Origin of the sequence: Gordonia metallireducens, from assembly GCF_021245825.1 — a bacterium.
GTDB classification, from domain to species: Bacteria; Actinomycetota; Actinomycetes; order Mycobacteriales; family Mycobacteriaceae; genus Gordonia; species Gordonia namibiensis.
Genome location: NZ_JAJQJP010000025.1, coordinates 49,124 through 73,940 on the forward strand (window position 1 = coordinate 49,124; position 24,817 = coordinate 73,940).

General features: G+C 67.5%; 20 protein-coding genes, 1 tRNA gene and 3 pseudogenes. 20 read left to right on the forward strand and 4 right to left on the reverse strand.

Translation table 11 applies throughout. From position 1 onward, the window contains the following. Positions 1-20: 20 nt before the first annotated feature. Positions 21-1,049 (reverse strand): selenide, water dikinase SelD, encoded by a 1,029-nt coding sequence (gene selD, locus LQD00_RS08605; protein ID WP_232716742.1) that lies wholly within the window; start codon positions 1,047-1,049, stop codon positions 21-23. 32 nt (positions 1,050-1,081) lie between these two features. On the opposite strand from selD, the gene LQD00_RS08610 reads away from it, so the two are divergent. From LQD00_RS08610 to selB, 4 genes are all read left to right on the forward strand, one after another. Continuing rightward, positions 1,082-1,372, forward strand: coding sequence for a hypothetical protein (locus tag LQD00_RS08610; RefSeq protein WP_232716743.1), 291 nt, complete (start codon positions 1,082-1,084; stop codon positions 1,370-1,372). A gap of 40 nt (positions 1,373-1,412) precedes the next feature. Continuing rightward, a tRNA-Sec gene (locus LQD00_RS08615) sits at positions 1,413-1,507 on the forward strand. A gap of 18 nt (positions 1,508-1,525) precedes the next feature. Then, the gene (selA, locus tag LQD00_RS08620; protein WP_232716744.1) at positions 1,526-2,827 is read left to right on the forward strand and encodes an L-seryl-tRNA(Sec) selenium transferase; all 1,302 of its coding nucleotides are present in this window, start codon (positions 1,526-1,528) and stop codon (positions 2,825-2,827) included. 10 nt (positions 2,828-2,837) lie between these two features. Next, on the forward strand, positions 2,838-4,631 hold the full coding sequence (gene selB / locus LQD00_RS08625) for a selenocysteine-specific translation elongation factor (protein ID WP_232716745.1): 1,794 nt from the start codon (positions 2,838-2,840) through the stop codon (positions 4,629-4,631). A 74-nt stretch (positions 4,632-4,705) separates the two neighbouring features. Here the strand turns inward: selB and clpB are convergent, their stop codons facing one another. Next, positions 4,706-7,258 carry an ATP-dependent chaperone ClpB gene (clpB, locus tag LQD00_RS08630; RefSeq protein WP_232716746.1) on the reverse strand — a complete coding sequence of 851 codons (2,553 nt, stop codon included), beginning with the start codon at positions 7,256-7,258 and terminating at the stop codon, positions 4,706-4,708. A 234-nt stretch (positions 7,259-7,492) separates the two neighbouring features. On the opposite strand from clpB, the gene LQD00_RS08635 reads away from it, so the two are divergent. Further along, positions 7,493-8,671 carry a serpin family protein gene (locus tag LQD00_RS08635; protein WP_232716747.1) on the forward strand — a complete coding sequence of 393 codons (1,179 nt, stop codon included), beginning with the start codon at positions 7,493-7,495 and terminating at the stop codon, positions 8,669-8,671. Positions 8,672-8,726: 55 nt separating this feature from the next. After that, positions 8,727-9,974 carry an esterase/lipase family protein gene (locus tag LQD00_RS08640; protein WP_232716748.1) on the forward strand — a complete coding sequence of 416 codons (1,248 nt, stop codon included), beginning with the start codon at positions 8,727-8,729 and terminating at the stop codon, positions 9,972-9,974. A gap of 237 nt (positions 9,975-10,211) precedes the next feature. Here LQD00_RS08640 and LQD00_RS08645 read toward each other — a convergent pair whose 3' ends face one another. Beyond that, positions 10,212-10,598 (reverse strand): DUF2784 domain-containing protein, encoded by a 387-nt coding sequence (locus tag LQD00_RS08645; protein WP_232716749.1) that lies wholly within the window; start codon positions 10,596-10,598, stop codon positions 10,212-10,214. 116 nt (positions 10,599-10,714) lie between these two features. On the opposite strand from LQD00_RS08645, the gene LQD00_RS08650 reads away from it, so the two are divergent. Further along, entirely contained in the window at positions 10,715-11,953 is a 1,239-nt protein-coding gene (locus LQD00_RS08650; RefSeq protein ID WP_232716776.1) for a cytochrome P450, read from the forward strand. Positions 11,954-11,996: 43 nt separating this feature from the next. Further along, entirely contained in the window at positions 11,997-12,602 is a 606-nt protein-coding gene (locus LQD00_RS08655; RefSeq protein ID WP_232716750.1) for a DsbA family oxidoreductase, read from the forward strand. Positions 12,603-12,618: 16 nt separating this feature from the next. Here the strand turns inward: LQD00_RS08655 and LQD00_RS08660 are convergent. Then, positions 12,619-13,393 (reverse strand): annotated as a pseudogene (locus LQD00_RS08660) (DUF427 domain-containing protein). Positions 13,394-13,502: 109 nt separating this feature from the next. Here LQD00_RS08660 and LQD00_RS08665 point away from each other — a divergent pair. From LQD00_RS08665 to LQD00_RS08720, 12 genes and pseudogenes are all read left to right on the forward strand, one after another. Next, a pseudogene (locus LQD00_RS08665) lies at positions 13,503-14,053 on the forward strand (DUF6328 family protein). Positions 14,054-14,085: 32 nt separating this feature from the next. Continuing rightward, positions 14,086-14,982 (forward strand): MBL fold metallo-hydrolase, encoded by an 897-nt coding sequence (locus LQD00_RS08670; RefSeq protein WP_232716751.1) that lies wholly within the window; start codon positions 14,086-14,088, stop codon positions 14,980-14,982. Positions 14,983-15,042: 60 nt separating this feature from the next. Then, a pseudogene (locus LQD00_RS08675) lies at positions 15,043-15,171 on the forward strand (DivIVA domain-containing protein); the annotation flags it as partial. A 131-nt stretch (positions 15,172-15,302) separates the two neighbouring features. Then, positions 15,303-16,148 carry a 3-hydroxybutyryl-CoA dehydrogenase gene (locus LQD00_RS08680; protein WP_006867606.1) on the forward strand — a complete coding sequence of 282 codons (846 nt, stop codon included), beginning with the start codon at positions 15,303-15,305 and terminating at the stop codon, positions 16,146-16,148. Positions 16,149-16,410: 262 nt separating this feature from the next. Next, the gene (locus LQD00_RS08685) at positions 16,411-17,427 is read left to right on the forward strand and encodes a ferritin-like domain-containing protein (protein WP_232716752.1); all 1,017 of its coding nucleotides are present in this window, start codon (positions 16,411-16,413) and stop codon (positions 17,425-17,427) included. Between the two features lie 207 nt (positions 17,428-17,634). Continuing rightward, positions 17,635-18,099 carry a cupin domain-containing protein gene (locus tag LQD00_RS08690; protein ID WP_232716753.1) on the forward strand — a complete coding sequence of 155 codons (465 nt, stop codon included), beginning with the start codon at positions 17,635-17,637 and terminating at the stop codon, positions 18,097-18,099. Between the two features lie 76 nt (positions 18,100-18,175). Then, the gene (locus LQD00_RS08695) at positions 18,176-18,646 is read left to right on the forward strand and encodes a cupin domain-containing protein (RefSeq protein WP_232716754.1); all 471 of its coding nucleotides are present in this window, start codon (positions 18,176-18,178) and stop codon (positions 18,644-18,646) included. A 60-nt stretch (positions 18,647-18,706) separates the two neighbouring features. Further along, positions 18,707-19,762: an MBL fold metallo-hydrolase gene (locus LQD00_RS08700; protein ID WP_232716755.1), complete on the forward strand. Its 1,056-nt coding sequence runs from the start codon at positions 18,707-18,709 to the stop codon at positions 19,760-19,762. Positions 19,763-19,849: 87 nt separating this feature from the next. Next, positions 19,850-20,281: a Fur family transcriptional regulator gene (locus LQD00_RS08705; RefSeq protein ID WP_232716756.1), complete on the forward strand. Its 432-nt coding sequence runs from the start codon at positions 19,850-19,852 to the stop codon at positions 20,279-20,281. A gap of 49 nt (positions 20,282-20,330) precedes the next feature. Then, positions 20,331-22,556 (forward strand): catalase/peroxidase HPI, encoded by a 2,226-nt coding sequence (gene katG, locus LQD00_RS08710; RefSeq protein ID WP_232716757.1) that lies wholly within the window; start codon positions 20,331-20,333, stop codon positions 22,554-22,556. Positions 22,557-22,706: 150 nt separating this feature from the next. After that, positions 22,707-23,072, forward strand: a complete 366-nt coding sequence (locus tag LQD00_RS08715; protein WP_232716758.1) for an ArsR/SmtB family transcription factor — start codon at positions 22,707-22,709, stop codon at positions 23,070-23,072. Then, a complete protein-coding gene (locus LQD00_RS08720; protein WP_232716759.1) occupies positions 23,069-24,736 on the forward strand; it encodes a SulP family inorganic anion transporter in 1,668 nt (555 codons plus the stop codon). Before LQD00_RS08715 ends, LQD00_RS08720 begins: the two co-directional genes overlap by 4 nt. Positions 24,737-24,817 lie beyond the last annotated feature (81 nt).

The following is a 24,817-nucleotide window of genomic DNA, read 5'->3' on the forward strand; positions in this document are numbered from 1 at the left end:
TGGCGACGAGCGCCGAATGGTCACCGGACACGGATCCCCGACCCCGCCACGGTCTCCCCGATCACCGGATACCCCGGCACCTCCCCGATGACCAGCAGCCCGCCGGAGGTCTGGGCGTCGGCGAGGAACAGCAGATCGTCCTCGGAAACGCCGTCGTCGGTGCTTAGATGGGGTCGTACCCAGTCGAGGTTCCGTCGGGTGCCGCCGGAGACGTATCCGTCCCGTAGGGCTTCACGGGCGCCGCCCACGGCCGGAACCGCGCTGCGGTCGAGCACCGCGCCGATGCCGGACGCGCGGCACATCTTGTGCAGGTGCCCGAGGAGACCGAAGCCGGTGACGTCGGTCGCCGCCCGGACACCGGCGTCGACGGCGGCCGTCGACGCGTCACGGTTCAGCGTGGTCATGAGCGCGATCGCCTCGTCGAACACCTCTCCGGTCTGCTTGTGCCGGTTGTTGAGGAGCCCGACCCCGATCGGTTTCGTCAGGGTGATCGGCCGGCCGGGCTCCGCGGCGTCGTTGCGCAGCAACTTCTCCGGTGTCGCGACGCCGGTGACGGCCATGCCGTACTTCGGTTCGGGATCGTCGATGGTGTGCCCGCCGATGACCGGGCATCCTGCTTCGGCGCCGATCGCGAGACCACCGCGCAGGACCTCGGTCATCAGTTCCATCGGCAGCACGCCGCGCGGCCAGCCGACGAGGTTGATCGCGACCACCGGTGTCCCGCCCATCGCGTAGATGTCCGAGAGCGCGTTCGCGGCGGCGATGCGTCCCCACTCGAAGGGGTCGTCGACGACCGGCGTGAAGAAGTCGGCGGTGGAGAGCACGGCGAGATCGTCGCGGATCCGGACCGCTGCGGCGTCGTCACCGTCGTCGAGCCCGACGATGATGTCGTCGCCGGCCTGGCCGGTCAGGCCGGCGACCGCCTGCTCGAGCTCGCCCGGCGGGATCTTGCAGGCGCAACCGCCGCCGTGGGCGTAGCCGGTCAGTCGGACTGGGGTTTCGCTGCTGACAGTCACCCTGCCGACACTAGCGCCGTTCCGATCACCCATGGGGCGGCCCGACGATGGCTACCATCGGGGAGATGAGGCAAGCAGACGGCGAGTACTACGTCACGGCCGACGAGCTGCAGGCGTTCTGGAACTCCGGACACGACTACTGGTACATGCGCGAGGACGGCTCCACCGATCTCTACTCTGACGAGCTCGACATCACCCACGGCTGGCCGATCTTCCTCATGAAGCGGGATGAGGAATGGCTGACCAAGTGGGACAACGATTTCCAACGTGCCGTCGACGATGATCTCAATCCGAAACTCATCCGCCACTTCGAAGAGCTGATCACCGAGGGCAATTGGCCGCATCAGCAGGACTGACCGCGCCCGAACACAACACGCGCTAGGTTGTAAGACGCACGGAGGCGTACGGGTCCTGGTGGGCTCCCCGGTCTTCAAAACCGAGGAGGTCGAGTATCTCGGCCTGGCGGGTTCGATTCCCGTCCGCCTCCGCCAGAATTCTCAGGAGGCCGCGTGTCCGACCCACGTCGACGGATTCCGCGCACCGACGCCCTGTTGGCGCTGCCGCCGGTGACGGAAGCGCGGGAGCGGTTGGGTGACACAGCTGTTCGGGAGATCATCCGGAATGCACAGGATTCGGCCCGACGCGGCGAGATCTCGCCGGATGACGTCGGACGCCACGTCGCCGACGCCGTGAACGCTCACCGGGTGTCGTCGGCCCGTCCGGTCCTCAACGCCACCGGCGTGGTGGTGCACACCAACCTCGGTCGTGCTCCGTTGTCGGCGGCGTCGCTCGATGCGGTCGTCGCCGCATCCGGCTACGTCGACGTGGAACTCGACCTGCACACGGGTCAGCGATCGAAACGTGGTGCGGCCACCCGCGCCGCGCTGTTGCGGGCCTGCCCCGCGGCGGGTGACGCCCTGATGGTGAACAACGGGGCGGCGGCTCTGGTCCTGGCGACCACCGCGCTGGCCGCCGGGCGTGCGGTGGTGATCAGTCGCGGCGAGATGATCGAGATCGGTGCAGGATTCAGGCTCACCGAGCTCATCGCCTCCACCGGGGCCCGCCTGCACGAGGTCGGGACCACCAACCGCACCCATCTGCGCGACTACGCCGACGCCGTCGCCGGCGACGATGTCGGCGCCATCCTCAAGGTGCATCCGAGCAACTTCCGCGTCGAGGGATTCACCATCGAGACCTCACTCACCGAATTACGCGACCTCGGCCGGACTCACGGTGTCCCGGTGATCGCCGACATCGGCAGCGGGCTCCTGCAGCCCGATCCCCTGCTCCCCGACGAACCGGACGCCACCTCCGCGCTGTCCGCCGGTGCCGACCTGGTCATCGCGAGCGGGGACAAGTTACTCGGCGGCCCCCAGGCCGGTCTCCTCCTCGGCAGCGCCGAGCTGGTCCAGCGACTCGCCAAACATCCGCTGGCGCGCGCCGTCCGCGCCGACAAGCTCGCGCTCGCCGCGATGGAGGCGACCGTCGGAGGCCCGCGTCCCCCGGTGTACGAGTACTTGCATGCCGACGCCGACCGCCTCCGTGTGCGCACCGAGAACCTCGGCGTCGCAGTCGGTTTCCCGATCGTCGAACACGACGGGCGAGTCGGGGGTGGCGGCGCACCGGGAGTCCCCCTGCCCGGTTGGGCGGTGCGTCTGCCGGTGAGCACCGCACCGCGTCTGCGCCTCGGCGACCCAGCCGTCCTGCCACGCGTCCATGACGATGCGTGCCTCGTCGACCTGCGCTGCATCCCCGAAGCCGACGATCCTCTGGTCCTCGCCGCGGTCAAGCAGGCCACGGCCGGGGTGTGAGGTCTCGCCGGTGAAGTACGTGGTGGCCACCGCCGGTCACGTCGACCACGGCAAATCGACACTCGTGCGTGCGCTCACCGGCATCGAACCGGATCGCTGGGAGGAAGAACGCCGCCGCGGTCTGACGATCGATCTCGGTTTCGCCTGGACCACACTGCCGTCCGGTTCCGATGTCGCCTTCGTCGACGTCCCGGGTCACGAGCGTTTCATCCCGAACATGCTGGCCGGACTCGGCCCCGCACCGGTCGTGCTGTTCGTCGTCGCAGCCGACGAGGGGTGGAGTGCCCAGTCCGACGACCACCGCGACGCGCTGTCCGCGCTCGGCATCGAGTACGGAGTGCTGGTGATCTCACGTGCCGACCGCGCGAGCGATGGCCACATCGAGGACGTGATCGCCTCCGCCCGTGCCGAATTGGTCGGCACCGGGCTCGCCACCGCTCCGGTCGTGGTCGTGTCCGCACCACAAGGGCGGGGTCTCGCGGAATTACGCACGACCCTCGACGCGGTCCTCGGCCAAACGCCACGACCGTCGACCTCGGGCCGCGTGCGCCTCTGGGTCGACCGCGCATTCACCCGCACCGGGGCCGGCACGGTGGTCACCGGCACGCTGGCCTCGGGCACCATCCGCGTCGGCGACACCCTGGAGTTGATTGGCGCCGACGGGCACCGGGCGGTCGATGTCCGCGGATTGCACAGCGAGGGATCTGCTCTCACGATGTCGCTGCCGGTCAGCCGGGTTGCGGTCAACCTTCGTGGCGTCGGGGTCGACGCCGTGGCACGCGGGGACGCCCTCGTCACTCCGGGCGCATGGCATTCGTCTGCCGAGGCCGACATCAGGCGGGTCGGCGGCGTCCCCTTCGATGATGTGCCCGAGCGTCTCGTCGTCCACCTCGGCACTGCTGCACTCCCGGCCCGTCTACGCCCCTTCGGCCCCGATTACGCACGGCTGACATTCGCACGCGCCGTGCCTCTTTCGCACCGAGACCGGGTGGTGCTGCGCAACCCCGGTCAGCGGATCGTCGGCGGTGGGGTCGTCCTGCATCCCGACCCACCGGAACTCCGTCGCCGCGGCGATTCGGCCCGACGGGAGGCAGCCCTGGCCCGGATGAGCGACGCCGGCGGTGCCGCGGACGAGGTTGCTCGACGCGGCGCGGTGCGCGTTGTGGAGCTACAGCGCCTCGGTCTCGTCGACGACGGGGACACAGCACCGGCCGGGGTCCGTGTTGTCGACGACTGGTGGGTCGACGAATCGTCGTGCGCCGCGTGGATCAAGCGTTTGCGCGACGCAGTCGTCGAAGTCCACGAGCGGGAACCGATGTCGGCCGGCTTGTCGGCGTCGGGAGTTCCGGCGTTGCTTGAACTTCCGGACCCAGCACTGCTGGCGACGGTGGTCGCCGATGCCGGGCTGGCGTCCGCAGACGGGTACCTGTCGATCCCGGGCCATGTCCCGGATCTGGGTGACGCCGAGGAGGCGATGAGCGCTTTGGAGCGCCGTCTGGCCGAGCGCCCGTTCCGGGCCCCGGAGTCCGACGACCTCACCGCGCTCGGCCTCGGTGCCAGGGAACTCGCCGCTGCCGAACGCACCGGCCGCATCCTCCGACTCCGCGACGGGGTGGTGTTGTTGCCGACCGCGCCGGCACTGGCGATGCGAACCCTGGCCGCCCTGCCTCAGCCCTTCACCACGAGCGAAGCGCGCCAGGCACTCGGGACGACGCGGCGCGTCGTGATCCCACTGCTCGAACTCCTCGACGGCCGGGGGTGGACCCGGCGCATCGACGCCGGTCACCGTGAGGTCGTCCGCTGAACCGCTGCCCGCACCGGTAGACGACGAAGGGGCCCACCCCCGAAGGGATGGGCCCCTGGTCGCGTCACTCGTGATCAGCCGAGGACCAGCGACTCGCCGTCGGCACTGACGTTCACCGGAACGATGTCGCCGTCGCGGATGTCGCCCTTGAGCAGCTGCTTGGCGAGCTGGTCGCCGATGGCCTGCTGCACCAGGCGGCGGAGCGGACGGGCGCCGTACAGCGGATCGAATCCACGTGCGCCCAGCCATTCCTTGGCCTTCGGCGAGACCTCGAGGTCGAGGCGACGCTGGGCCAGCCGCTTCTGAAGCTGTCCGATCTGGATGTCGACGATCGCCACCAGCTCCTCGGGGCTCAACGGGTCGAAGATGACCACGTCGTCGAGGCGGTTGATGAACTCTGGCTTGAAGGCCGAGCGCACCGCATTCATGACGTGTTCCTTGTCGCCACCGGCGCCGAGGTTCGAGGTCAGGATCAGGATGGTGTTACGGAAGTCCACCGTCCGTCCCTGGCCGTCGGTGAGACGGCCTTCGTCGAGCACCTGCAGCAGCACGTCGAACACGTCCGGATGGGCCTTCTCGATCTCGTCGAACAAGACCACCGTGTACGGACGACGACGCACCGCCTCGGTCAGCTGGCCGCCGGCCTCGTACCCGACGTAGCCGGGAGGAGCACCGACGAGCCGCGCGACGCTGTGCTTCTCGCCGTACTCGCTCATGTCGATGCGGACCATCGCCCGCTCGTCGTCGAACAAGAACTCGGCGAGCGCCTTGGCCAGCTCGGTCTTGCCGACACCGGTCGGGCCGAGGAACATGAACGAACCCAGCGGCCGATTCGGGTCGGCGACGCCGGCCCGGGCACGACGCACCGCGTCGGAGACGGCCTCGACGGCAGCCTTCTGCCCGATGACACGCTTGCCCAGCTCGTCCTCCATGCGCAGGAGCTTCGCGGTCTCACCTTCGAGCATGCGTCCGGCCGGGATTCCGGTCCACGACGACACGACCTGCGCCACGTCGTCGGGTCCGACCTCCTCCTGGAGCATCACGTCCTGGCCGGGATCGGTACCGGTCTTCTCCAGCGCGGCCTCGAGTTCCTTCTCCAGGCCGGGGATTCGGCCGTACCGCAGCTCGGCAGCGCGTCCGAGGTCACCGTCGCGCTCGGCGCGCTCGGCTTCCCCGCGGAGACGATCCAGCTCTTCCTTGAGGTCGCGCACCGCATCGATGGCGGTCTTCTCCGACTGCCACCGCGCGGAGAGCTCGTTGAGCTTCTCCTTCTGGTCGGCCAGTTCGGCGCGCAGCTTCTCGAGCCGTTCCTTCGACGCCGCGTCCGTTTCCTTCTGCAGCGCCACCTCTTCGACCTCGAGCCGACGGACGATGCGCTCGACCTCGTCGATCTCGACGGGGCGCGAGTCGATCTCCATCCGCAGTCGCGACGCCGCCTCGTCGACGAGGTCGATGGCCTTGTCGGGGAGGAAGCGTGAGGTGATGTAGCGGTCGGAAAGCGTTGCGGCGGCGACCAATGCGGAGTCGGTGATGCGCACACCGTGGTGTACCTCGTACCGATCCTTCAGGCCGCGGAGGATGCCGATGGCATCTTCCACCGACGGTTCGCCGACGTACACCTGCTGGAAGCGACGCTCGAGTGCGGCGTCCTTCTCGATGTACTTGCGGTACTCCTCGAGGGTCGTGGCACCGACCAGCCGCAGCTCACCCCGGGCGAGCATCGGCTTGATCATGTTGCCGGCGTCCATCGCGGAATCGCCTGTGGCACCGGCTCCGACGATGGTGTGCAACTCATCGATGAAGGTGATGATCTGACCGTCGGAGCTCTTGATCTCGTCGAGTACGGCCTTCAGCCGCTCCTCGAACTCACCGCGATACTTCGCGCCGGCGACCATCGAACCCATGTCGAGGGAGATGACCGTCTTGTTCCGGAGCGATTCGGGCACGTCACCGGCGATGATGCGCTGGGCGAGGCCCTCGACGATCGCGGTCTTGCCGACGCCGGGTTCACCGATGAGGACCGGGTTGTTCTTGGTCCGTCGGCTGAGCACCTGCACGACGCGACGGATCTCGGTGTCGCGACCGATGACCGGGTCGAGCTTGCCCTCGCGGGCCGCTGCGGTCAGGTCGGTCGAGTACTTCTCGAGCGCCTGGTAGGTCGACTCCGGGTCCTCGCTCGTGACACGCCGGCTCCCGCGGACTGCGACGAACGCATCGCGCAGTGCCTGCGGTGTTGCTCCGGCGTTGTGCAGCAACTTGGCGACATCGGAGTCACCGGTCGCCAGACCGACGACGACGTGCTCGGTCGAGACGTACTCGTCGCCGAGTTCAACGGCCAGCTGCTGAGCAGCACTGACCGCCGCGATCGATTCGCGGGAGAGTTGCGGGGTGGCACTGGCCTGCGCGACCGTCGGCATGCGGTCGACCTGCATCTGGGCCTGCGCGCGAACATTCGACGGGTCCACGCCCACTGCCTTGAGCAGCGGCGACGCGATGCCGTCGGACTGATCGAGCAGTGCCACCAGGATGTGGGCGGGCCGCACGTCGGGGTTGCCAGCACTGGCCGCCGCCTGCACAGCAGCGCTCAATGCCTGCTGTGTCTTCGTGGTGGGGGTGAAGCTGTCCACTCGCGTGCACCTTTCTCTTTAGTCCAACAGGCTCAAGTATGAGCCATACGGAGGATGCAACGCCAACAAGGTTGAGTCCATTCCGCTCATGCCGACTTAGTTTGTGATGTGCGTCACTAACCCAGAATCGCCGCTTCCCGCAGCAATCGCCAGCCAGAAGTGGCGCATCTGCTGTCGAAGTCGCGATTTTGTGCATCGCCGGCGCTGTCGGTCCGCGGTGAGATGATCTCGCGCATGCACGAACCGGACCTGTTTGTCACCACCGCCGCCGACGACCTCGCACCTCCCGTCCGAGCAGTCAACGACCTGACCGCTCGCTGGTGCTCGCAGTTCCGCGACGAGGATTGCGTCGTCTCCGGGGCAGGCGTGTGGCCACTACTCGCACTGCTCGCATCTGCAGCTGACGAGGCCGCGCGAAACGAGCTGGCTGCCGCACTCGGCCGACCGGCCGATTCGGCTCGGGCCGAGGGCCTGGAGGTGCTGAACGCACTTCGCGAAGGAATGTCGACCTCTGCGGCAGTAGGCGTCTGGACCCACGACGCTGCGCCGCTGATCGAAGACTGGGCCTCACGGCTCCCCGCAGGAGTCACGGGGAGGCTGACCGGCCAGGAAGCCCTCGACAAGTGGGCCGCGGACGGGACTGGAGGTCTGATCGACCGCTTTCCTCTGGAGATCGACGACGAAGTTCGCCTGGTGATCGCCTCGGTCATCGCGGCCAAGACACGATGGCTCGAACCGTTCAGAGGGAGTTCGCGCGGCTGCGACCCCCTGTCCGACGACGCGCAGCCAACGTGGCTCGAGCGGTACACCGACGATACGTCGGTCGCGGCGGTCCTCGACAACTCAGTGACTCGCGTGGTGGTCGAGGGCGACGGTGATCTCGACGTCCACCTGCTGCTCGGCGATCAGACCCCGGGGCACGTGCTGGACACCGGCCTACGCGAATTATCCGGCGATAGCCATGTTCAACCGGCCGTCGACTTCGACGCTCACGCGCCGGGCTTGACCGTCGAAGTGGTGGCTTCGCATGGGCCTGAGGACCGACTGTCGCTGGAGCTGCCCGCCTTCTCGATCAACAGCAACCACGACCTGCTTTCGCACAAGGATGTTTTCGGTCTTCACGCGGTGACCGACCCGGAGAACCCGCACCTACCCCACCTGAGTTCGGTCCCGCTGTTCGTCGCCCAGGGTGCGCAGAACGTGATCGCGCGCTTCTCCCCCGTAGGCTTCGAGGCCGCCGCGGTGACTGCTTTCGCACTGGCTCCGACAGGCGCATATCCCCGGGACACGCACCAGATCAAGTTCGTCTCCGTCACCTTCGACCGTCCGTTCGGCTTCCTCGCGGTTCATCGACCCACGCGCCTTGCCGTCGTCGCCGGATGGGTGAGCAGTCCGTTCGACCAGTCGGAGTGAGGAGAGCCTCAGCGATGCGGACTCACATTTCAGTGGACAGACGTACACTGAAACCATGTCTGTTGATCCTGCCCGAACTCGCGAACTGCCGGCACTGGCGGCTCTGGGTCGCGATGAGCTGAACAAGGCGGTCTCGGGCATCGCGGCCGTTCATTCATCCGTCGCCGATACCGTGTTCGCGGGTCTACGCGTGGCGTGGGGTGCGAGGATCCGTCCGGCTCAGATGGTGCACGACGCGATCAGCACGTCCGTCTATTCGGCGATCACGTCGACGGTCGATGTGGCCGGCGATCTGGCCGAGTCACTGACCGTTCACAGCAACGGCGTGCCTTCGGAGACCAAGCGAGGCGCTTTGGCAATCGGCATCCTCGACGGATTGATCGGTAATCAACTGACCGCCGAGCGTTCTCCCCTGGCGCCGGACGCCGCGATCCGCGTGAACGGGGCGGTCGTTCCGATCACCCCGGACGGTCTGGCGACCGCTTTCCCCGGAGCGTCGGGCCACCTGACGGTTTTCCTGCACGGCCTGATGGAGACCGAGTTCGCCTGGGCGCTCGGCGACAGACCCACGTACGGCGCTCGCCTCGCCGACGATCTCGGCAGCACCGAGGTGCAGATCCGATACAACTCGGGACGCCACATCAGCGACAACGGCCGTGATCTCGCACGACTACTCGACGACCTCGTCTTGCTGTGGCCGGTTCCGGTCACCGGTCTCACGCTCATCGGCCACTCGATGGGCGGTCTGGTCATCCGCAGCGCGTGCCATCAAGGTGTCGACCGTGATGCGTACTGGCCCAAGCTCGTTCGACATACCGTGTGCCTCGGCACTCCCCACCTCGGGGCGCCGCTGGCCCGCGGAGTCCACCGCGCGACGGCGGCCCTGCGCCTGTGGCCGACGAGCCGACCGTTCGGCACCCTGCTCGGGCGTCGCAGTGCCGGGGTTCGCGACCTGTTCCGCGGTGCGGTCACCGAGGAACACTGGCGCGACACCGACCCGGAGGCCTTTTCGCAGCCCGCCGTCGACTACCCGCCGCTCATGGAAGGTGCGCGCCACCTCTACGTGACCGCCACGGTGACCCAACGCCCCGACCACCCGTTCGGCCGCATAGTCGGCGACGGACTGGTGCTGACCAACAGCGGAGGTGGTCGAGACCGGAAGCACCACCTCGGCTTCGAGGTCGACGACGGCTTCCACATCGGCGGTGCCCACCACTTCACCGTGCTCAACAGCGATGCGGTCTACGACTGGATGCTCCCGCTGCTGAAGCCTCGCCGCGCGCTCCCGCCGGGCACCCTCTGATCTGCGGGCGCGGTTGTACCGGTCGTGCGCTGTCCCTGAAAACCGCCCTCGAAAACCGCCCCCGGGAACCACCCTCCAGACGGTCGCCGCCGACATAGTGTCATCGGTGCCGTTGCACGGGGTGCCTTCCAGGGGCGGTTTTCAGTCAGCGGCGACGTCTGGGCCCACCGCTGCTCGCGAGCGCCGGGGCCGCTCTCACCTCGGCCCATCCCCGCGCGCAAGCTGCAGATGACACCTCTACCCGGAACCAGCGATGCCGCGGCGGCGAGGGCCGCTCCCCACCCGCCACCACAACCCCACCCACGACACGACGACAAGCGCAGCAACCAATCCCCGCACCAACCCGAGCGCAGAATCCGGATAGATCACCCCGGTCAGGTAGTTGTCGATGAATCCGGTGGGTGGCAATCCTTTCTCGCCCGCCTGGTGCCGCGCCCAGTTCTCGGCGTCGGTCAACGGGCAACCCAGGCCAATGCCCACCGATGCGATCCCCCACCCCACCGCTGCGAGGTGGAGCACGACCGTGCGCGGCCAGCGCCAGGCGATGAACCCGCCGAACATCACGTACAGCAGGAACATCATGTGCAGGACCGCCATGCCGTCGGCCAGGACCCGATATGGCATGTATCCAGCGTAAATGGGGCGGGTTCGTCATTCTGCGGATCCGGAACACACCTATATCGGACACTCGAAGCGAGAAGCATCCGCTCGACGGAAGGACGCCATCGGTGAGCACGAGCATGACCGACGAGGCCGCCAACGTATTCGCCGACCCGACGGCATATGCCGACGAGCCGCGACTGCACGCGGCGATGGCTCACCTCCGCGCGCACAACCCGGTCGCGTACGTCGACAAGGCGCCGTACCGCCCGTTCTACGCGATCACCAAACACGCCGACATCATGGACATCGAGCGCGATCACAACCTGTGGCTCAGCGAGCCGCGACCCGTGCTGGTGACCGCCGTGGCCGACGACTTCGCCAAGTCGCAGCTCGACTCCGGCGCGGGCCTGCGGACGCTGATCCACATGGACGATCCCCACCACAAGAAGGTGCGGGCGATCGGACAGGACTGGTTCCGACCAAAAGCGTTGCGTGATCTGGAGATCCAGGTCGATGCACTCGCCAAACGCTATGTCGACAGGATGGCCGAGATCGGCCCCGAATGCGACTTCGTCGAGGACATCGCCGTCCACTTCCCGCTGTACGTCATCATGTCGCTGCTCGGGCTCCCCGAAGAAGACTTCCCCCGGATGCACCAACTCACCCAGGAGATGTTCGGCGCCGACGACAAGGAGTACCAGCGAGGCACCACCATCGAGGAGCGGATGGCGACACTGCTCGACTTCTTCGACTACTTCAGCAAGCTGACCGCCTCCCGTCGCGCGAAGCCCACCGGCGACCTCGCGTCGGCAATCGCCAACGGACGCATCGACGGTGAACCCCTCTCCGACGTCGACACCGCGTCCTATTACGTGATCGTCGCCAGCGCCGGCCACGACACCACCAAGGATGCGATCTCCGGCGGTCTGCGCGCACTCATCGAGAACCCCGGCGAACTCGACCGCCTCCGTCACGAGCCCGACCTCATCGGAACCGCCGTCGAGGAGATGATCCGGTGGACCACACCGGTCAAGGAGTTCATGCGCACCGCCGCCGCGGACACGACTGTGCACGGCGTGCCCATCGCCAAGGGTGAATCCGTCTATCTCGCTTACACTTCCGGGAACCGTGACGAAGAGATCTTCGACGACCCGTTCACCTTCGACGTCGGACGCTTCCCCAACAAGCACCTCGCGTTCGGCTACGGCGTACATTTCTGCCTCGGCGCGGCGCTGGCCCGGATGGAGATGAGAAGTCTGTTCAGCGAACTGATCCCTCGCCTGGACTCGATCGAGTTCGCCGGCGAACCCGAGTTGGCTGCAACCGTGTTCGTCGGCGGACTCAAACACCTGCCGATCCGCTACCGGCTGCGATGAGGCGCACACATCGAACCCGGTCGAATTGGGTACACGGGCATCCATGACTCACTTCGACTTCTACTTCGATCCGGTGTGTCCGTTCGCTTGGGCTGCGTCACGATGGCTTCGTGACCGCGCGGCCGCACACGGCGCCGACGTCGACGTCGACTGGCATCTCATGAGCCTCGCGATCCTCAACGAGGACGAGGAGCCCGAGTCCGACGAACAGCGCCGCCAACTCGAGACCGCCCGCCGTCTGGGTCGCGTCGTCGCAGCTGCGTCCGCGAAAGCCGGTGTGGATGCGATCGACCCGCTCTACACGGCACTCGGCAAGCGCATCCACCATGCCGGCGACGAGATGACACCCGCCGTCGTCTCGGAGGTACTGGCCGAGGCCGGTCTCCCCGCCGAACTGGCCGACGCCATGGACGATGCATCGTTCGACGACGCGGTGCGCGAATCCCACCAGCGCGGTCAGGACGCACTCGGCGAGGACGGCGGCAGCCCCATCCTCGGCATCGACGGCACCTTCTTCTTCGGTCCCGTCCTCGCCGACCTCCCGACCGGCGACGAGGCCGAAGCGCTCTATTCCTCGCTCGTCGCCCTCGCGGGCACCTCGACCTTCGCCCAGCTCAAGCGACCTGCGGACCCGCCGACCTTCTCGTGATCAGCCGTTCTCGTGATCACCGGATCTCCAGGTCGACCCGCTCGTCGTAGAAGCAGATGAGGTCGCGCACGGGCTCCGCGTCGTGCAGCGGATCGGTGTAGGTCCACGCGACGTCGGGGATGACCTCGTCGCCGACGATCGCCGACCAGTACGTCGCCTGACCCTTGTACGCACACACCGTGACGGTGTCGGAACGCTGGAGGACGTCCATCCGGACGTCGTCACGCGGAATGTAGTGCCGGATGGGTAGGTGCGTCTCGAGGAGCAGCGTCGGGTGTCGGCTCTCGGCCAGCACGGTGTCACCGATCCGCACGACGACGTGCCTGCTGGTGGGCAGGCAGTCGATGCGTTGGTACGGGTCGTGCGCATGCCCCATCACGGCCTGTTCCTCTTCGCGCCATTCGTCGAATGCGTCCCAGTCGAGCAGGACGTAGTCCGCGAGATCGGAGTCGTCGAGGCGGAAACCGGCCTCTGCGAGTGCCCTTGTGCCGGTGAAGATGTCGTAGGCCGATCCGCCGGCGGTGTGCATCGAGAACGGATGTTGCGGCGTGAGGATCGGCGGGGTGTTCCGTGGCCGGCGTCGTCGGGGTGCGGTGTTCGAGTCGTCCGACGACATCGGCCGACGGCACCGCATAACAACCGACCACCCGGTACGGCTCCCACACCTGGATCGGTGCAAGTGAGTCGACGACCACCTGACCGTCGACGTATGCGCGGACACGACGACGCATGTCCGTCCACCGCAGGAGACCCATCTGGGACTTCGAGACTTCATCCAGTGACGTGGCCATGGACCGATGGTCCTCCGGCTCGTGTCGATTGGCCAGAGCTTTCGTCGGTGACCACACTGCAACCCGGCGAACACCGATATCGGCTCCGGGCCGGTGCCACGATGGGAAAGTGGCCGACGCACCGGACAGCGAATCTCCCGAACGGCGATCGGGCGCCGACGATGCCGACTGGAACCGGGCCGAACGCAACGAGACCGAGACACAGCGCCTCGACCGCAACTGGAACTCTCTCTCCTCCAGGAGCTGCGCGTGGTGCAGACCGGGGTGCAGATCCTGACCGGGTTTCTTCTCACGCTGCCGTTTCAGGACGGCTTCGAAGAGCTGGGTGGTGCGCTCCGCGTCGTCTACCTGGTCACCGTCTCGTTCGCTGTCGGGGCAGCGATACTTCTCGCCGCGCCGGTCGCTCTTCACCGCGCGCTGTTCCGTCGGCACCAAATCGGACTGCTGGTCAGCCGTGCGCACCGTCTGGCCTTTGCCGGTCTCACACTTCTCGGTCTGGCACTGTCGGGTGCGATCACCGTCGTGTTCGGAGCCACCGCAGGACCCGTGCCCTCGGTCATCGCCGGCGTCTGCACGCTCGTTCTGTTCTCCCTGGCCTGGGTCGTCCTGCCGCTGAGCGCTCGGGCGACGACCCCCTCCCCCGGCGACGACCACCGTTGACAGTCCACGCTCCGCACAGGTAGGCAGACGAGGTGACCACTGCGCCGAGCTTCTCCGAAACCCGCTTCGACGAAGTCTCGGTGCTGGAGCCGGCCGGCGGTGGGGCCTTCCCGCGCGGCAACACCGTGATCGCGCACGGTTCCGAGGCGACGCTGGTCCTCGACCCCTCCCTCGACGTCGACCACGACCCGGTCGGCGCGGATGCCGTCATGATCAGCCACGCGCACGAGGACCACATCGCCGGACTGCGCCACTTCGACACCGCCAAGTTCGCGCATCACGACGAAGTCGGCGGGGTTCGCTCACTGCAGGTCCTGCTCGACGGTTACGGGCTGACGCCGGAGGAGCGCGCCGCGGTCGATACCCAGATCGGCGACACCTTCGCGCTCACGCCCGGTTTCCCTGAAGCCGAGGGCGTGGGCGACGGGCACGTCTTCGACCTCGGTGACATCACCGCGACCGTCATCCACCTTCCCGGCCACACCCGCGGACACAGCGGCGTCCTCATCGAACCGACCGGCTTCTTCTACATCGCCGACATCGATCTCACGTCGTTCGGCCCCATGTACGGCGACGTCGGCAGCAGCGTCGACGACTACCTGGCCTCCATCGCACGGGTGCGCGAGGTCGACGCCCGCTGGTACGGAACCTTCCACCAGAAGGGAGTCGTGGAGGGGGCCAAGGACTTCCGAGAACGGTTGACCGCATATGAGGGCGTCATTCACCGCCGCGAGGAACGACTGTTGGGGTTTCTCGACCGGCCACGGCGGCTGGAGGAGATCGTCGAGCACCGTCTGGTGTACCGCCCGCACGTGCAGATGCCGTTCGTCAACGCGGTCGAACGTCGTACTGCGCACCTCCACCTCGAACGACTCATGCGCCACGGCCAGGTCTCGACGACCGACGAGGGCGCCTTCTACCGACTGTGACGTGTGCACCCTGTGGACACCCGGACGCGTCGTCGGGCCGCGGGTGCGAAAATGACCGACATGCTGACTCCTGACGACGTGCACAACGTTGCCTTCGGAAAGCCGCCGATCGGAAAGCGCGGCTACAACGAGGACCAGGTCGACCAGTTCCTCGACGACGTGGAGGCGACCATGCGGGATCTCTACGACCGTCTTGCACGCTACGAGGGCCGCCCGCCGTGGTGAAACCGGTTTCACCTTGACGTTCATCTGACCTCGACTCCGCCGGGCCGAACCGACGTACTACCGTTTGTCGTGTAACTCGACTCGGAGGTTTTACTGTGCAGAACATCGGCGTCATCGGCGGCGGCACCATGGGAGCTGGCATCGCGGAGGTGTGCGCGAAGTCCGGCAGCGACGTCGTCATCATCGAGGTCAAGCAGGAGTTCGCCGACGCCGCGCGTGCGCGCGTCGAGAAGTCCCTGTCCCGTGCCGTCAGCAAGAACAAGCTCAGCCAGGAGGATGCCGACGCCGCGCTCGGCCGTCTGCGCGTCAGCCTCGACTACGCCGACCTCGCCGATCGCGACCTGGTCATCGAGGCTGCCCCCGAGAACGAGCAGCTCAAGCGCGACATCTTCGCGCGTCTCGACGAGGCCGTCGGCGAGAACACCATCCTGGCCACCAACACCTCGTCGATCCCGATCATCAAGGTCGCCACCGCCACCAAGCGCCCCGAGCGCGTCGTCGGTGTCCACTTCTTCAACCCGGTCCCGGTGATGCCGCTGGTCGAGATCATCTCGACCCTGGTCACCTCGCCGGAGACCGCCGAAGCCGTCAGCGCGTACGTCAAGGATGTCCTCGGCAAGAACCCGGTCAACGCCGGCGACCGTTCGGGCTTCATCGTCAACGCACTGCTCATCCCGTACCTCTGCCAGGCCATCCGGATGTACGACTCCGGTTACGCCTCGGCCGAGGACATCGACACCGCGATGAAGGGCGGCTGCGGCTACCCGATGGGACCGCTGACCCTCGTCGACACCATCGGCCTCGACATCACTCTCGCGGCAGCCGAGTCGCTGTACGACGAGTTCGCCGAGCCGCACTTCGCGCCGCCGGCACTGCTGCGCCGCATGGTCGACGCCGGTCACCTGGGCCGCAAGTCCGGACGCGGCTTCTACACCTACTGATCAAGTCGGGACGATCCCGACAGAACGCCCCCGCGGCGACGCACCAAGCGTCGACCCGGGGGCGTTTTGTCGTCTTTGTGTAGTGCAGCCCGCGCGCCAAACCCTGATGTGATCCACCTCACGGTTGCCGTACGCGCTTGAGGCACAACAGCTTTCGGATCAGTATGACCGCGGATGTCGAGAGGGAGGTTACGGACCTGGTCGTCGTGGCAACACTCTGGACGTACACATCCCGCCGCGGATGAGAAGGGAGCGAGACCGAATGACTGTTTCGACCACCACCGTCCACCAGCAACTTCGTGCAATCCTCGCGATGACGCACACCGAGATCCAGATCGCCGAAACGCGTCAGGCCCAGGCCCGGACCGACGCAATCCGCAAGGAACTCGCCGAGAACGCGGAGAATGCGCAACTGCGTGCCGTCGCCATCGAGGAGGCCCTCCGCGAACGTGGCGGACTCGTCGACGTGATCCGTCCCGTGATCGGCCGCGTCGGCGCCCTGGCCAAGACCGTCGTCGAGCAGACCCAGCCGCTTGACGAGGCGCTCCTCGACGACCTCGCGCTCGAGCAGCGTCTCCTCGCACGCTCGACCTACCTCAAGGCCCTCGCGACCGGCCAGGAGGACAAGGCTCTCGTCGACCTGGCCGAGAAGCTGATCGTGGCCCATACCGCGACGGTCGACTGGCTGACCACCGTCCTCGCCGAAGAGGCGTTGGGTGGACCCACCGCGCTGCGTCGCGGCCCGACCCAGTGGGTCAGCGGACTCGCAGCGCGTGCACTCACCGCGCCGGCGAACGGCGCATCGTGGGCCATCGACCGGACTGCCGACTTCGCTCGACAGCTTCCCGATCCGATCGCGCTGATACGCAGTCGATTCGCGACCGCCGTCGACGACGCCGCGGATGCCGCAGCGCGCGCCGGTGACGCCATCGAGAACGCCGGCACCGCCGTCTCGAAGACCGTCGCCGCCGGACGCGACGCAGCACTCGAGGCGGTCGAGGACAGCGCCCGCGACAACGGCGCCAAGGGTGCCGCGGACGCACTCCACCAGCTCCGCGAGATCACCGGAACCGTCGAAGCCGAGGACCTTCCGATCGAGGGCTACCCCGATCTCAACGTCGGCGACGCGGTCGCCGCGGTCAAGGAACTCTCCACGCCGGCCGATCTGCGGGTGACCCTCGCCTACGAGGAGACCCACAAGAACCGCCAGCGGGTCGTCTCGGCCATCGAGATCCGTTTCGCCGAGCTCGCCAAGGAACTGGTCGGCATCGACAGCTGATCTGGCTCGAGGCAACACGACGGTCGCCATCCACCCGGATGGCGGCCGTCGTCGTATTTCCGCACCACGCTCGTCCGACGCCGCGCTCACGGGATCCGTTCTCGCTTACCTTCATCGCGTGAGCGCGAACGGAGGGAGTGAGCGAAGGTCGTGACCGATTCGTCGAAACCGCAGCTCACACGCGCGGCGCCGTCGTAGTGTCGCGCAATGACCCTCCCCACCACAGCAATCACCGCCCTCGCCGCGGCGGCACTCCTCACGCCCGTCCTGCTGGGACCGGCGAACGCGAATGCGACTCCCTCGTCGGGGGTTTCGGCGGTCACCCTCGCCCACACCGACATCCCTGCCGGACTCCTGCCGTTCGTTCCGCAGGGAGCACACGTCGAGGTCCGCGAGATCACCATCGCCCCTGGCGGAACCACCGGCTGGCACTACCACGACGCACAGATCTACGGTCTCGTCCGGCAGGGCACGCTCACCCACCCGGGCGCGGACTGCAAGCCGGTCGTCTACCGGGCGGGCCAGATCATCGAGGAGCCCGGCGGGAAGGCCAACACCCACGAGGGCACGAACCTGGGCACCGTGCCGGTGATCCTCGACGTCCTCTACGTGATGCCGCCCGGCAAGCCGCTGTCGGAGGATGCCGACGCCCCGGCCTGCGCCCAGCCGTAGGCCGCCGCCCTAACGAAACGGGAACGAATCGGCGTAACCGCAGGTCACAAGGTCCGGTCGGACGTACCGTCGCCCGATGACTCCTACGATCCGAACAGTTATCGGCGGCGTCGTCGCGGCGGCCGCCCTCCTGGGGCCCGCGCTCATCGGCCCCGCCACCGCGAATGCCACGCCCTCGACCGGGGTCTCGTCGAAAACGTTGGCCCGGACCGAGATCCCGGCCGGACTCCTGCCGTTCGTCCCGCGGGGAGTGGACATCGAGGTCAAAGAGACGACCATCGCGCCCGGCGGCACCACCGGCTGGCACCACCACGACGGCGAGACCTTCGCGTTCGTCCGGCAGGGCACGCTCACCCACCCGGAGTCGGACTGCAAACCGTCGATCTACCCCGCCGGGAGCATCTTCAGCGATCCGCCCGGCGAGAAACACGTCCACGAGGGCAAGAACGTCGGCGACGTCCCGGTGGTCATCGTGTTCCTGTATCTGACACCACCGGGCAAGCCACTGTCACAGGACGCACCGGCGCCCGCCTGCGCCGAGTCGTAGGCGGCGTCGGGATCACGATCTCGGACGACTCCCGTTGCCGCAGCCGTAGACTCCCCACTCATGCACCGTCGCGTCGTCCTGGTCCTGTCACTGCTCCTGGCCGTCGTCGCCACCTCGCTGCCGGGCGTCGGCACCGCCCGCGCCGACTCCGCACTGGTCTCCGCCCGTTCGGCGGTGTTCGGCCCCCACAATGTCGACCAGACCACCGGCGCGGTCCGGAACGACCGCGTGATCTTCTCCTGGTTCGGCGTCTCGAGTTTCGCCGTGGCCATGTCCGGTCAGGTGTTCCTCACCGACGCGTGGGTGCCCAACGCCTACCGCAACCAGGTCCCCACGACGCGCGCGCAGATCGCTGCGATCAAACCGTCGCACATCTTGATCGGCCACGGGCACTTCGACCATGCCGCCGATGCCGACGACATCGCGAAGGCCTCCGGTGCGCGCCTCGTCGGCTCGGCCGGTCACTGCGCCTTCTTCCGCCGGCCCGACGTCGCGTGCGACGCGGTTGTCCCTGCCGGCGCACGTCCCGGCAGCACCCAGATCTACCGTGGCATCCCGGGAATCACGGTCACCGCGATGAGCAACATCCATTCGACCCTCAAGGCGCCCACGGGGCAGCATCCCCCGCTGCTGCCGATCCCACCGAGCGACCGTCTGCTCACCGACCCGCCGCAGGCGGACGAACTCGGCCGTCTCGCCGGGCATCTGAACGACCCGGAGGGTGGCGCGGTCCTCTATGCGTTCTCCGTCGGCGGCCGCCGGATCGTCTGGAACGATTCGGTCGGTCCGGTGAGCCAGGATCCCGGCGGTCGGGCGATCCTCGCCGGCCTACGCGCTCTCGGCCCCGTCGACCTGCACGTCGGGTCCATCCAGGGCTTCAACGAGATCACCAACGGCCTGGGCGACCCGATGCGCTACATCGACGCGTTGCGCCCGAAAGTCTTTGTGCCCAACCATCACGACGACTGGTTCCCGGTGATCGCGACCCCCGCCGTCAACCGCGAACGGGCCTTCTTCGACGCCCTGAGAACCATCGACGCCCGTCCCGAGGTCCGCTATCTCCGCGACCCGGAGGACTACCTGCGTCCCGATCGCGTCACGCTCTCACTGCGCTGAACGGGGTGAACCTGCTGTTCCCGCGGAGTTTTGATCAGATCCAGAAAAACGACGTGAACTCGTAGGCGGTGTGCCTATGGTGGTCGCGTGGCATCGACATCGGACTATGCCCAGCAACTCCGGGCCGCGGACCTTCGAGTCACCCAACCACGGGTGACGGTCATGCATGCCGTCGACGAACATCCCCACACCGACACCGAGACCATCTACGGCATCGTCCGCCAGACGCTGCCCAACGTGTCCCGTCAGGCCGTCTACGACGTCCTGCGGGCACTCACCGAGACCGGTCTCATCCGACGGATCCAACCGTCGGGTTCGGTGTCCCTCTACGAATTCCGCACCGGCGACAATCATCATCACGTCGTCTGCAGGTCCTGCGGAACCGTCGAGGACGTCGACTGCGCGGTCGGCGAGGCACCCTGCCTCACGGCCTCCGAGGACCACGGTTTCGTCCTCGACGAAGCCGAGGTGATCTTCTGGGGACTCTGCCCGGATTGCGTCAGTACGGCCCCGACCTGATCACATCCGTGATCGCAGCCCAACCGGTTCCACCATCGAAAGGAATGTCGTGACCTCCGACAGCCGCCCACCGAATTCCGCAGAAGACACCCGGAGCAACAGCGAGAGCGAGAATCCGGCGATTCCGTCGCCGGAGCCGAAAGCGCATGCGCCGCTGACCAACAAGGACTGGTGGCCCGAACAGATCGATCTGTCGGTCCTGCACGCGCATTCCCCGCTGTCCAACCCGCTGGGCGAGGACTTCGACTACAAGAAGGAATTCGCGAAGCTCGACGTCGAGGCACTCAAGGCCGACCTCGTCTCGCTGATGACCCAGTCGCAGGACTGGTGGCCCGCCGACTACGGCCACTACGGAGGTCTGTTCATCCGCATGAGCTGGCACGCGGCCGGCACGTACCGCATCTTCGACGGCCGCGGCGGCGGCGGTCAGGGTGCGCAGCGTTTCGCCCCGCTCAACAGCTGGCCGGACAACGCGAACCTCGACAAGGCACGACGCCTGCTGTGGCCGATCAAGCAGAAGTACGGCAACAAGCTCTCGTGGGCGGACCTGCTGGTCTTCGCCGGCAACGTCGCGCTGGAATCCATGGGGTTCAAGACCTTTGGCTTCGGCTTCGGTCGCGAGGACATCTGGGAGCCGGAGGAGGTGTTCTGGGGCCCCGAGGACCAGTGGCTCGGCACCGACAAGCGCTACTCCGGTGAACGCGAACTGGCAAAGCCGTTCGGCGCCACCACGATGGGCCTGATCTACGTCAATCCCGAAGGACCCGAGGGCAAGCCGGACCCGATCGCGGCGGCCTACGACATCCGCGAAACCTTCGCCCGGATGGCGATGAACGACGAGGAGACCGCAGCTCTCATCGTGGGCGGCCACAGCTTCGGCAAGACCCACGGCGCCGGCGACGCCGATCTCGTCGGCCCCGAGCCCGAGGCCGCACCGATCGAGCAGCAGGGCCTGGGCTGGAAGTCCAGCTACGGCAGCGGCAAGGCGGAGGATGCCATCACCTCGGGCCTGGAGGTCGTCTGGACCAACACGCCGACCCAGTGGGACAACAGCTTCCTCGAGATCCTCTACGGCTACGAGTGGGAGCTGCAGAAGAGCCCCGCCGGGGCCTGGCAGTACGTCGCCAAGGACGGTGCTGGCGCGGGCACGATCCCGGATCCGTTCGGCGGACCGGGACGCGCACCGACCATGCTGGTCACCGACGTCGCGCTACGCGAGTCGCCGATCTACGCCGACATCACCCGCCGCTGGCTCGACCATCCCGAGGAACTCGAGGTGGCCTTCGCCAAGGCCTGGTACAAGCTGCTCCACCGCGACCTGGGGCCGGTCACGCGCTACCTCGGACCGTGGGTTGCCGAGCCGCAGATCTGGCAGGACCCGGTGCCGGCCGTCGACCATGAGCTCGTCGACGACTCCGACATCGCGTCACTGAAGAGCAAGCTGCTCGAGGCGCTCTCGCCGACCCAGCTGCTCAAGACCGCGTGGGCGTCGGCGGCGAGCTTCCGCAGCACCGACAAGCGCGGCGGCGCGAACGGTGCACGCATCCGCCTCGAACCGATCAAGAACTGGGAGGTCAACGAGCCCAGCGAACTCGCCAAGGCCCTGCCGGTCTACGAGCAGATCCAGAAGGACTTCAACGACTCGGCGTCCGGCGGCAAGAAGGTGTCGGTGGCCGACCTGATCATCCTCGGTGGCGCCGCCGCCGTGGAGAAGGCCGCCGAGGCAGCCGGTTTCCCGGTCACCGTGCCGTTCACACCGGGTCGCACCGACGCCTCGCAGGAGGAGACCGACGTCGACTCGTTCGAGGTGCTCGAGCCCGCGGCGGACGGCTTCCGCAACTACAGCCGTGGTGGTGAGAAGGCCCCGCTGGAGCAGCTGCTGCTCGAGCGCGCCTACATGCTCGGCCTCACCGCTCCGGAGCTCACCGTGCTGATCGGCGGACTCCGGGCCCTCGACGTGAACTACGGCGGCTCCAAGCACGGCGTGTTCACCGATCGTCCGGGCGTGCTGTCGAACGACTTCTTCCGCAACGTCGTCAGCATGGACTACGAGTGGAAGTCGGGCACCGACGAGAACGTCTACGAGGTCGTCGACCGCTCGTCGGGCCAGACCAAGTGGACGGCGACCGCCGCCGACCTGTCCTTCGGTTCGCACTCGCAACTGCGCGCGCTGTCCGAGGTCTACGCTCAGGACGACAACGCCGAGAAGTTCGTCAACGACTTCGTCAAGGCGTGGGTGAAGGTTGCCGAGAACGATCGTTTCGATCTGGGCTGATCCAGCCTGATCGATCGGGAGCACCCCGCGGACCAGGGCCGCGGGGTGCTTCCGTGTCCAGGTCGGGTTATAGTACGGATTGAAGAATTGCTCAATCCGTCAATCCATCAACTGGACCGTCAGCCCACTCGATCGCCGCTGGAGTGACCCGTGACCGATACCGGCCCCGACAAGCCGCTGTACGAGATCAAGGCCAACCTGTTCAAGGCCCTCGCGCACCCCGCTCGCATCCGTGTCCTCGAGGTGCTCAGCGCCAACGGCGATCCGACGCCGGTCAGCGAACTCATCGCGGCCACCGACCTCGAACCGACGTTGCTGTCACAACATCTGGGCGTCCTCAAACGGCACCGGGTGGTCACCGCGAACCGCGTCGGCAACGCCGTCTTCTACGAACTCGCCCACCCGAAGATCTCCGACCTCCTGGTCATCGCGCGCACGTTCCTGATCGACACCCTCGACGCCCAGCGTGAGCACCTCGATGCCATCTCGTCGCTTCCGCCGGTGACCCGCCGGTGAGTACCGACGCCGTCACCGGCACGCTCTCCCGGGTCAGGGGCTTCGTCCCCCGCCGCAGCGACTACGCCGACCTCCCCCGGAGCTGGAAGACCGACATCCTCGCCGGTGTGACCGTCGGTATCGTCGCCCTCCCGCTGGCGCTCGCCTTCGGGATCAGCTCCGGCGTCGGCGCCGCCGCGGGCCTGATCACCGCGGTCGTCGCCGGTCTCGTCGCCGCCGTCTTCGGCGGCTCGCACGTCCAGGTGTCCGGACCCACCGGCGCGATGGCCGTGATCCTGGCACCGATCGTCGCCGAGCACGGCCTGAGCAGCATCGCGATGGTCACCGTCCTCGCAGGCCTGCTGGTGCTGATCGCGGGCGTACTCGGACTCGGACGCGCGGTGACGTTCATCCCGTGGCCGGTCATCGAGGGCTTCACCCTCGGCATCGCGGCGATCATCTTCCTGCAGCAGGTACCGGCGGCATTCAACACGGCAGCCCCGGCGGGCATGCGGACCCTCAACGCGGCGATCGACGTCGTCGTCCACGCCGACTGGTCGAAGGCCTGGGCCACGCTGGCCGTCGTCGCGATGGTCGCGGTGATCATGGTGGCGCTGCCGCGTATCCATGCCTCCATCCCCGAATCCCTCACCGCGGTCATCGCGGTCACCTTGGTCGTCTACTTCACCGATGTGTTCGACGTGGCGACGATCGGGCAGCTGCCGTCGTCGCTGCCCGCGCCCTCGATCCCGCAGGTCGACTCCGAGGCACTGCGGGCGATGTTCGGCGCGGCGGTGGCGATCGCCGCGCTCGCCGCCATCGAGTCGCTGCTCTCGGCGCGGGTCGCGGCGACCATGTCGCCGACCGGCCCGTACGAGCCCGACCGCGAGCTGTCCGGGCAGGGTCTGGCGTCGATCGCGTCGGGTCTCTTCGGTGGCATGCCCGCGACGGGCGCGATCGCCCGCACCGCGGTCAACGTGCGGTCCGGCGCCCGCACCCGGGTCGCGGCGATCGTGCACTCGCTGTTGCTGCTGGGGGTCGTCTACCTGGCCACCGGCCCGGTGTCGGAGATCCCGCTCGCCGCGCTCGCCGGCGTGCTGATGGTGACGTCGTTCCGCATGGTGTCCGTCGGGACCGTCCGCGCGATCCTGCGGTCGACCCGCTCGGACGCCCTGATCTTCGTGGTCACCGCGATCATCACCGTGACGCTCGACCTCATCGAGGCCGTCGAGATCGGCATCGTCGTCGCGGCGTTCTTCGCGCTGCGCCAGGTCGCCCAGCGGGCGAGCGTGACCCGCGAGCCGCTGCCCGGGCCGGCGCGACCCGGTGATGAGCGCATCGCCCTGCTCCGCCTCGACGGCGCGATGTTCTTCGGCGCCGCCGAGAAGATCTCGACCACCATCTCCGCGGGCGCCGACCGCAACGAGTCGGTGAAGGTGGTCGTCATCCGGATGTCGCACCTAGGCATGCTCGACGCCACCGGCGCCCGCTCGCTCGCCGAGATCGTGACCGATCTGGAGAAGCGCGGCATCACGGTGATCATCAAGGGTGTGCAACCCGAACACCTCGGACTGCTCGAAGGTGTCGGCGTCGTCGACTCCTTGCGCCACGACAACCATCTCGTCGGCACCCTCGACGAGGCCATCGCCCACGCGCGGAGTCACGTCGAACGCGAGAGAATGTGAACTACCTGCATCGACGCGGGTTTCGGAGGTACCGGGACGTCCCGGCTCCGGCGGCATCAAACCACAAGACCCGAGGCCCCT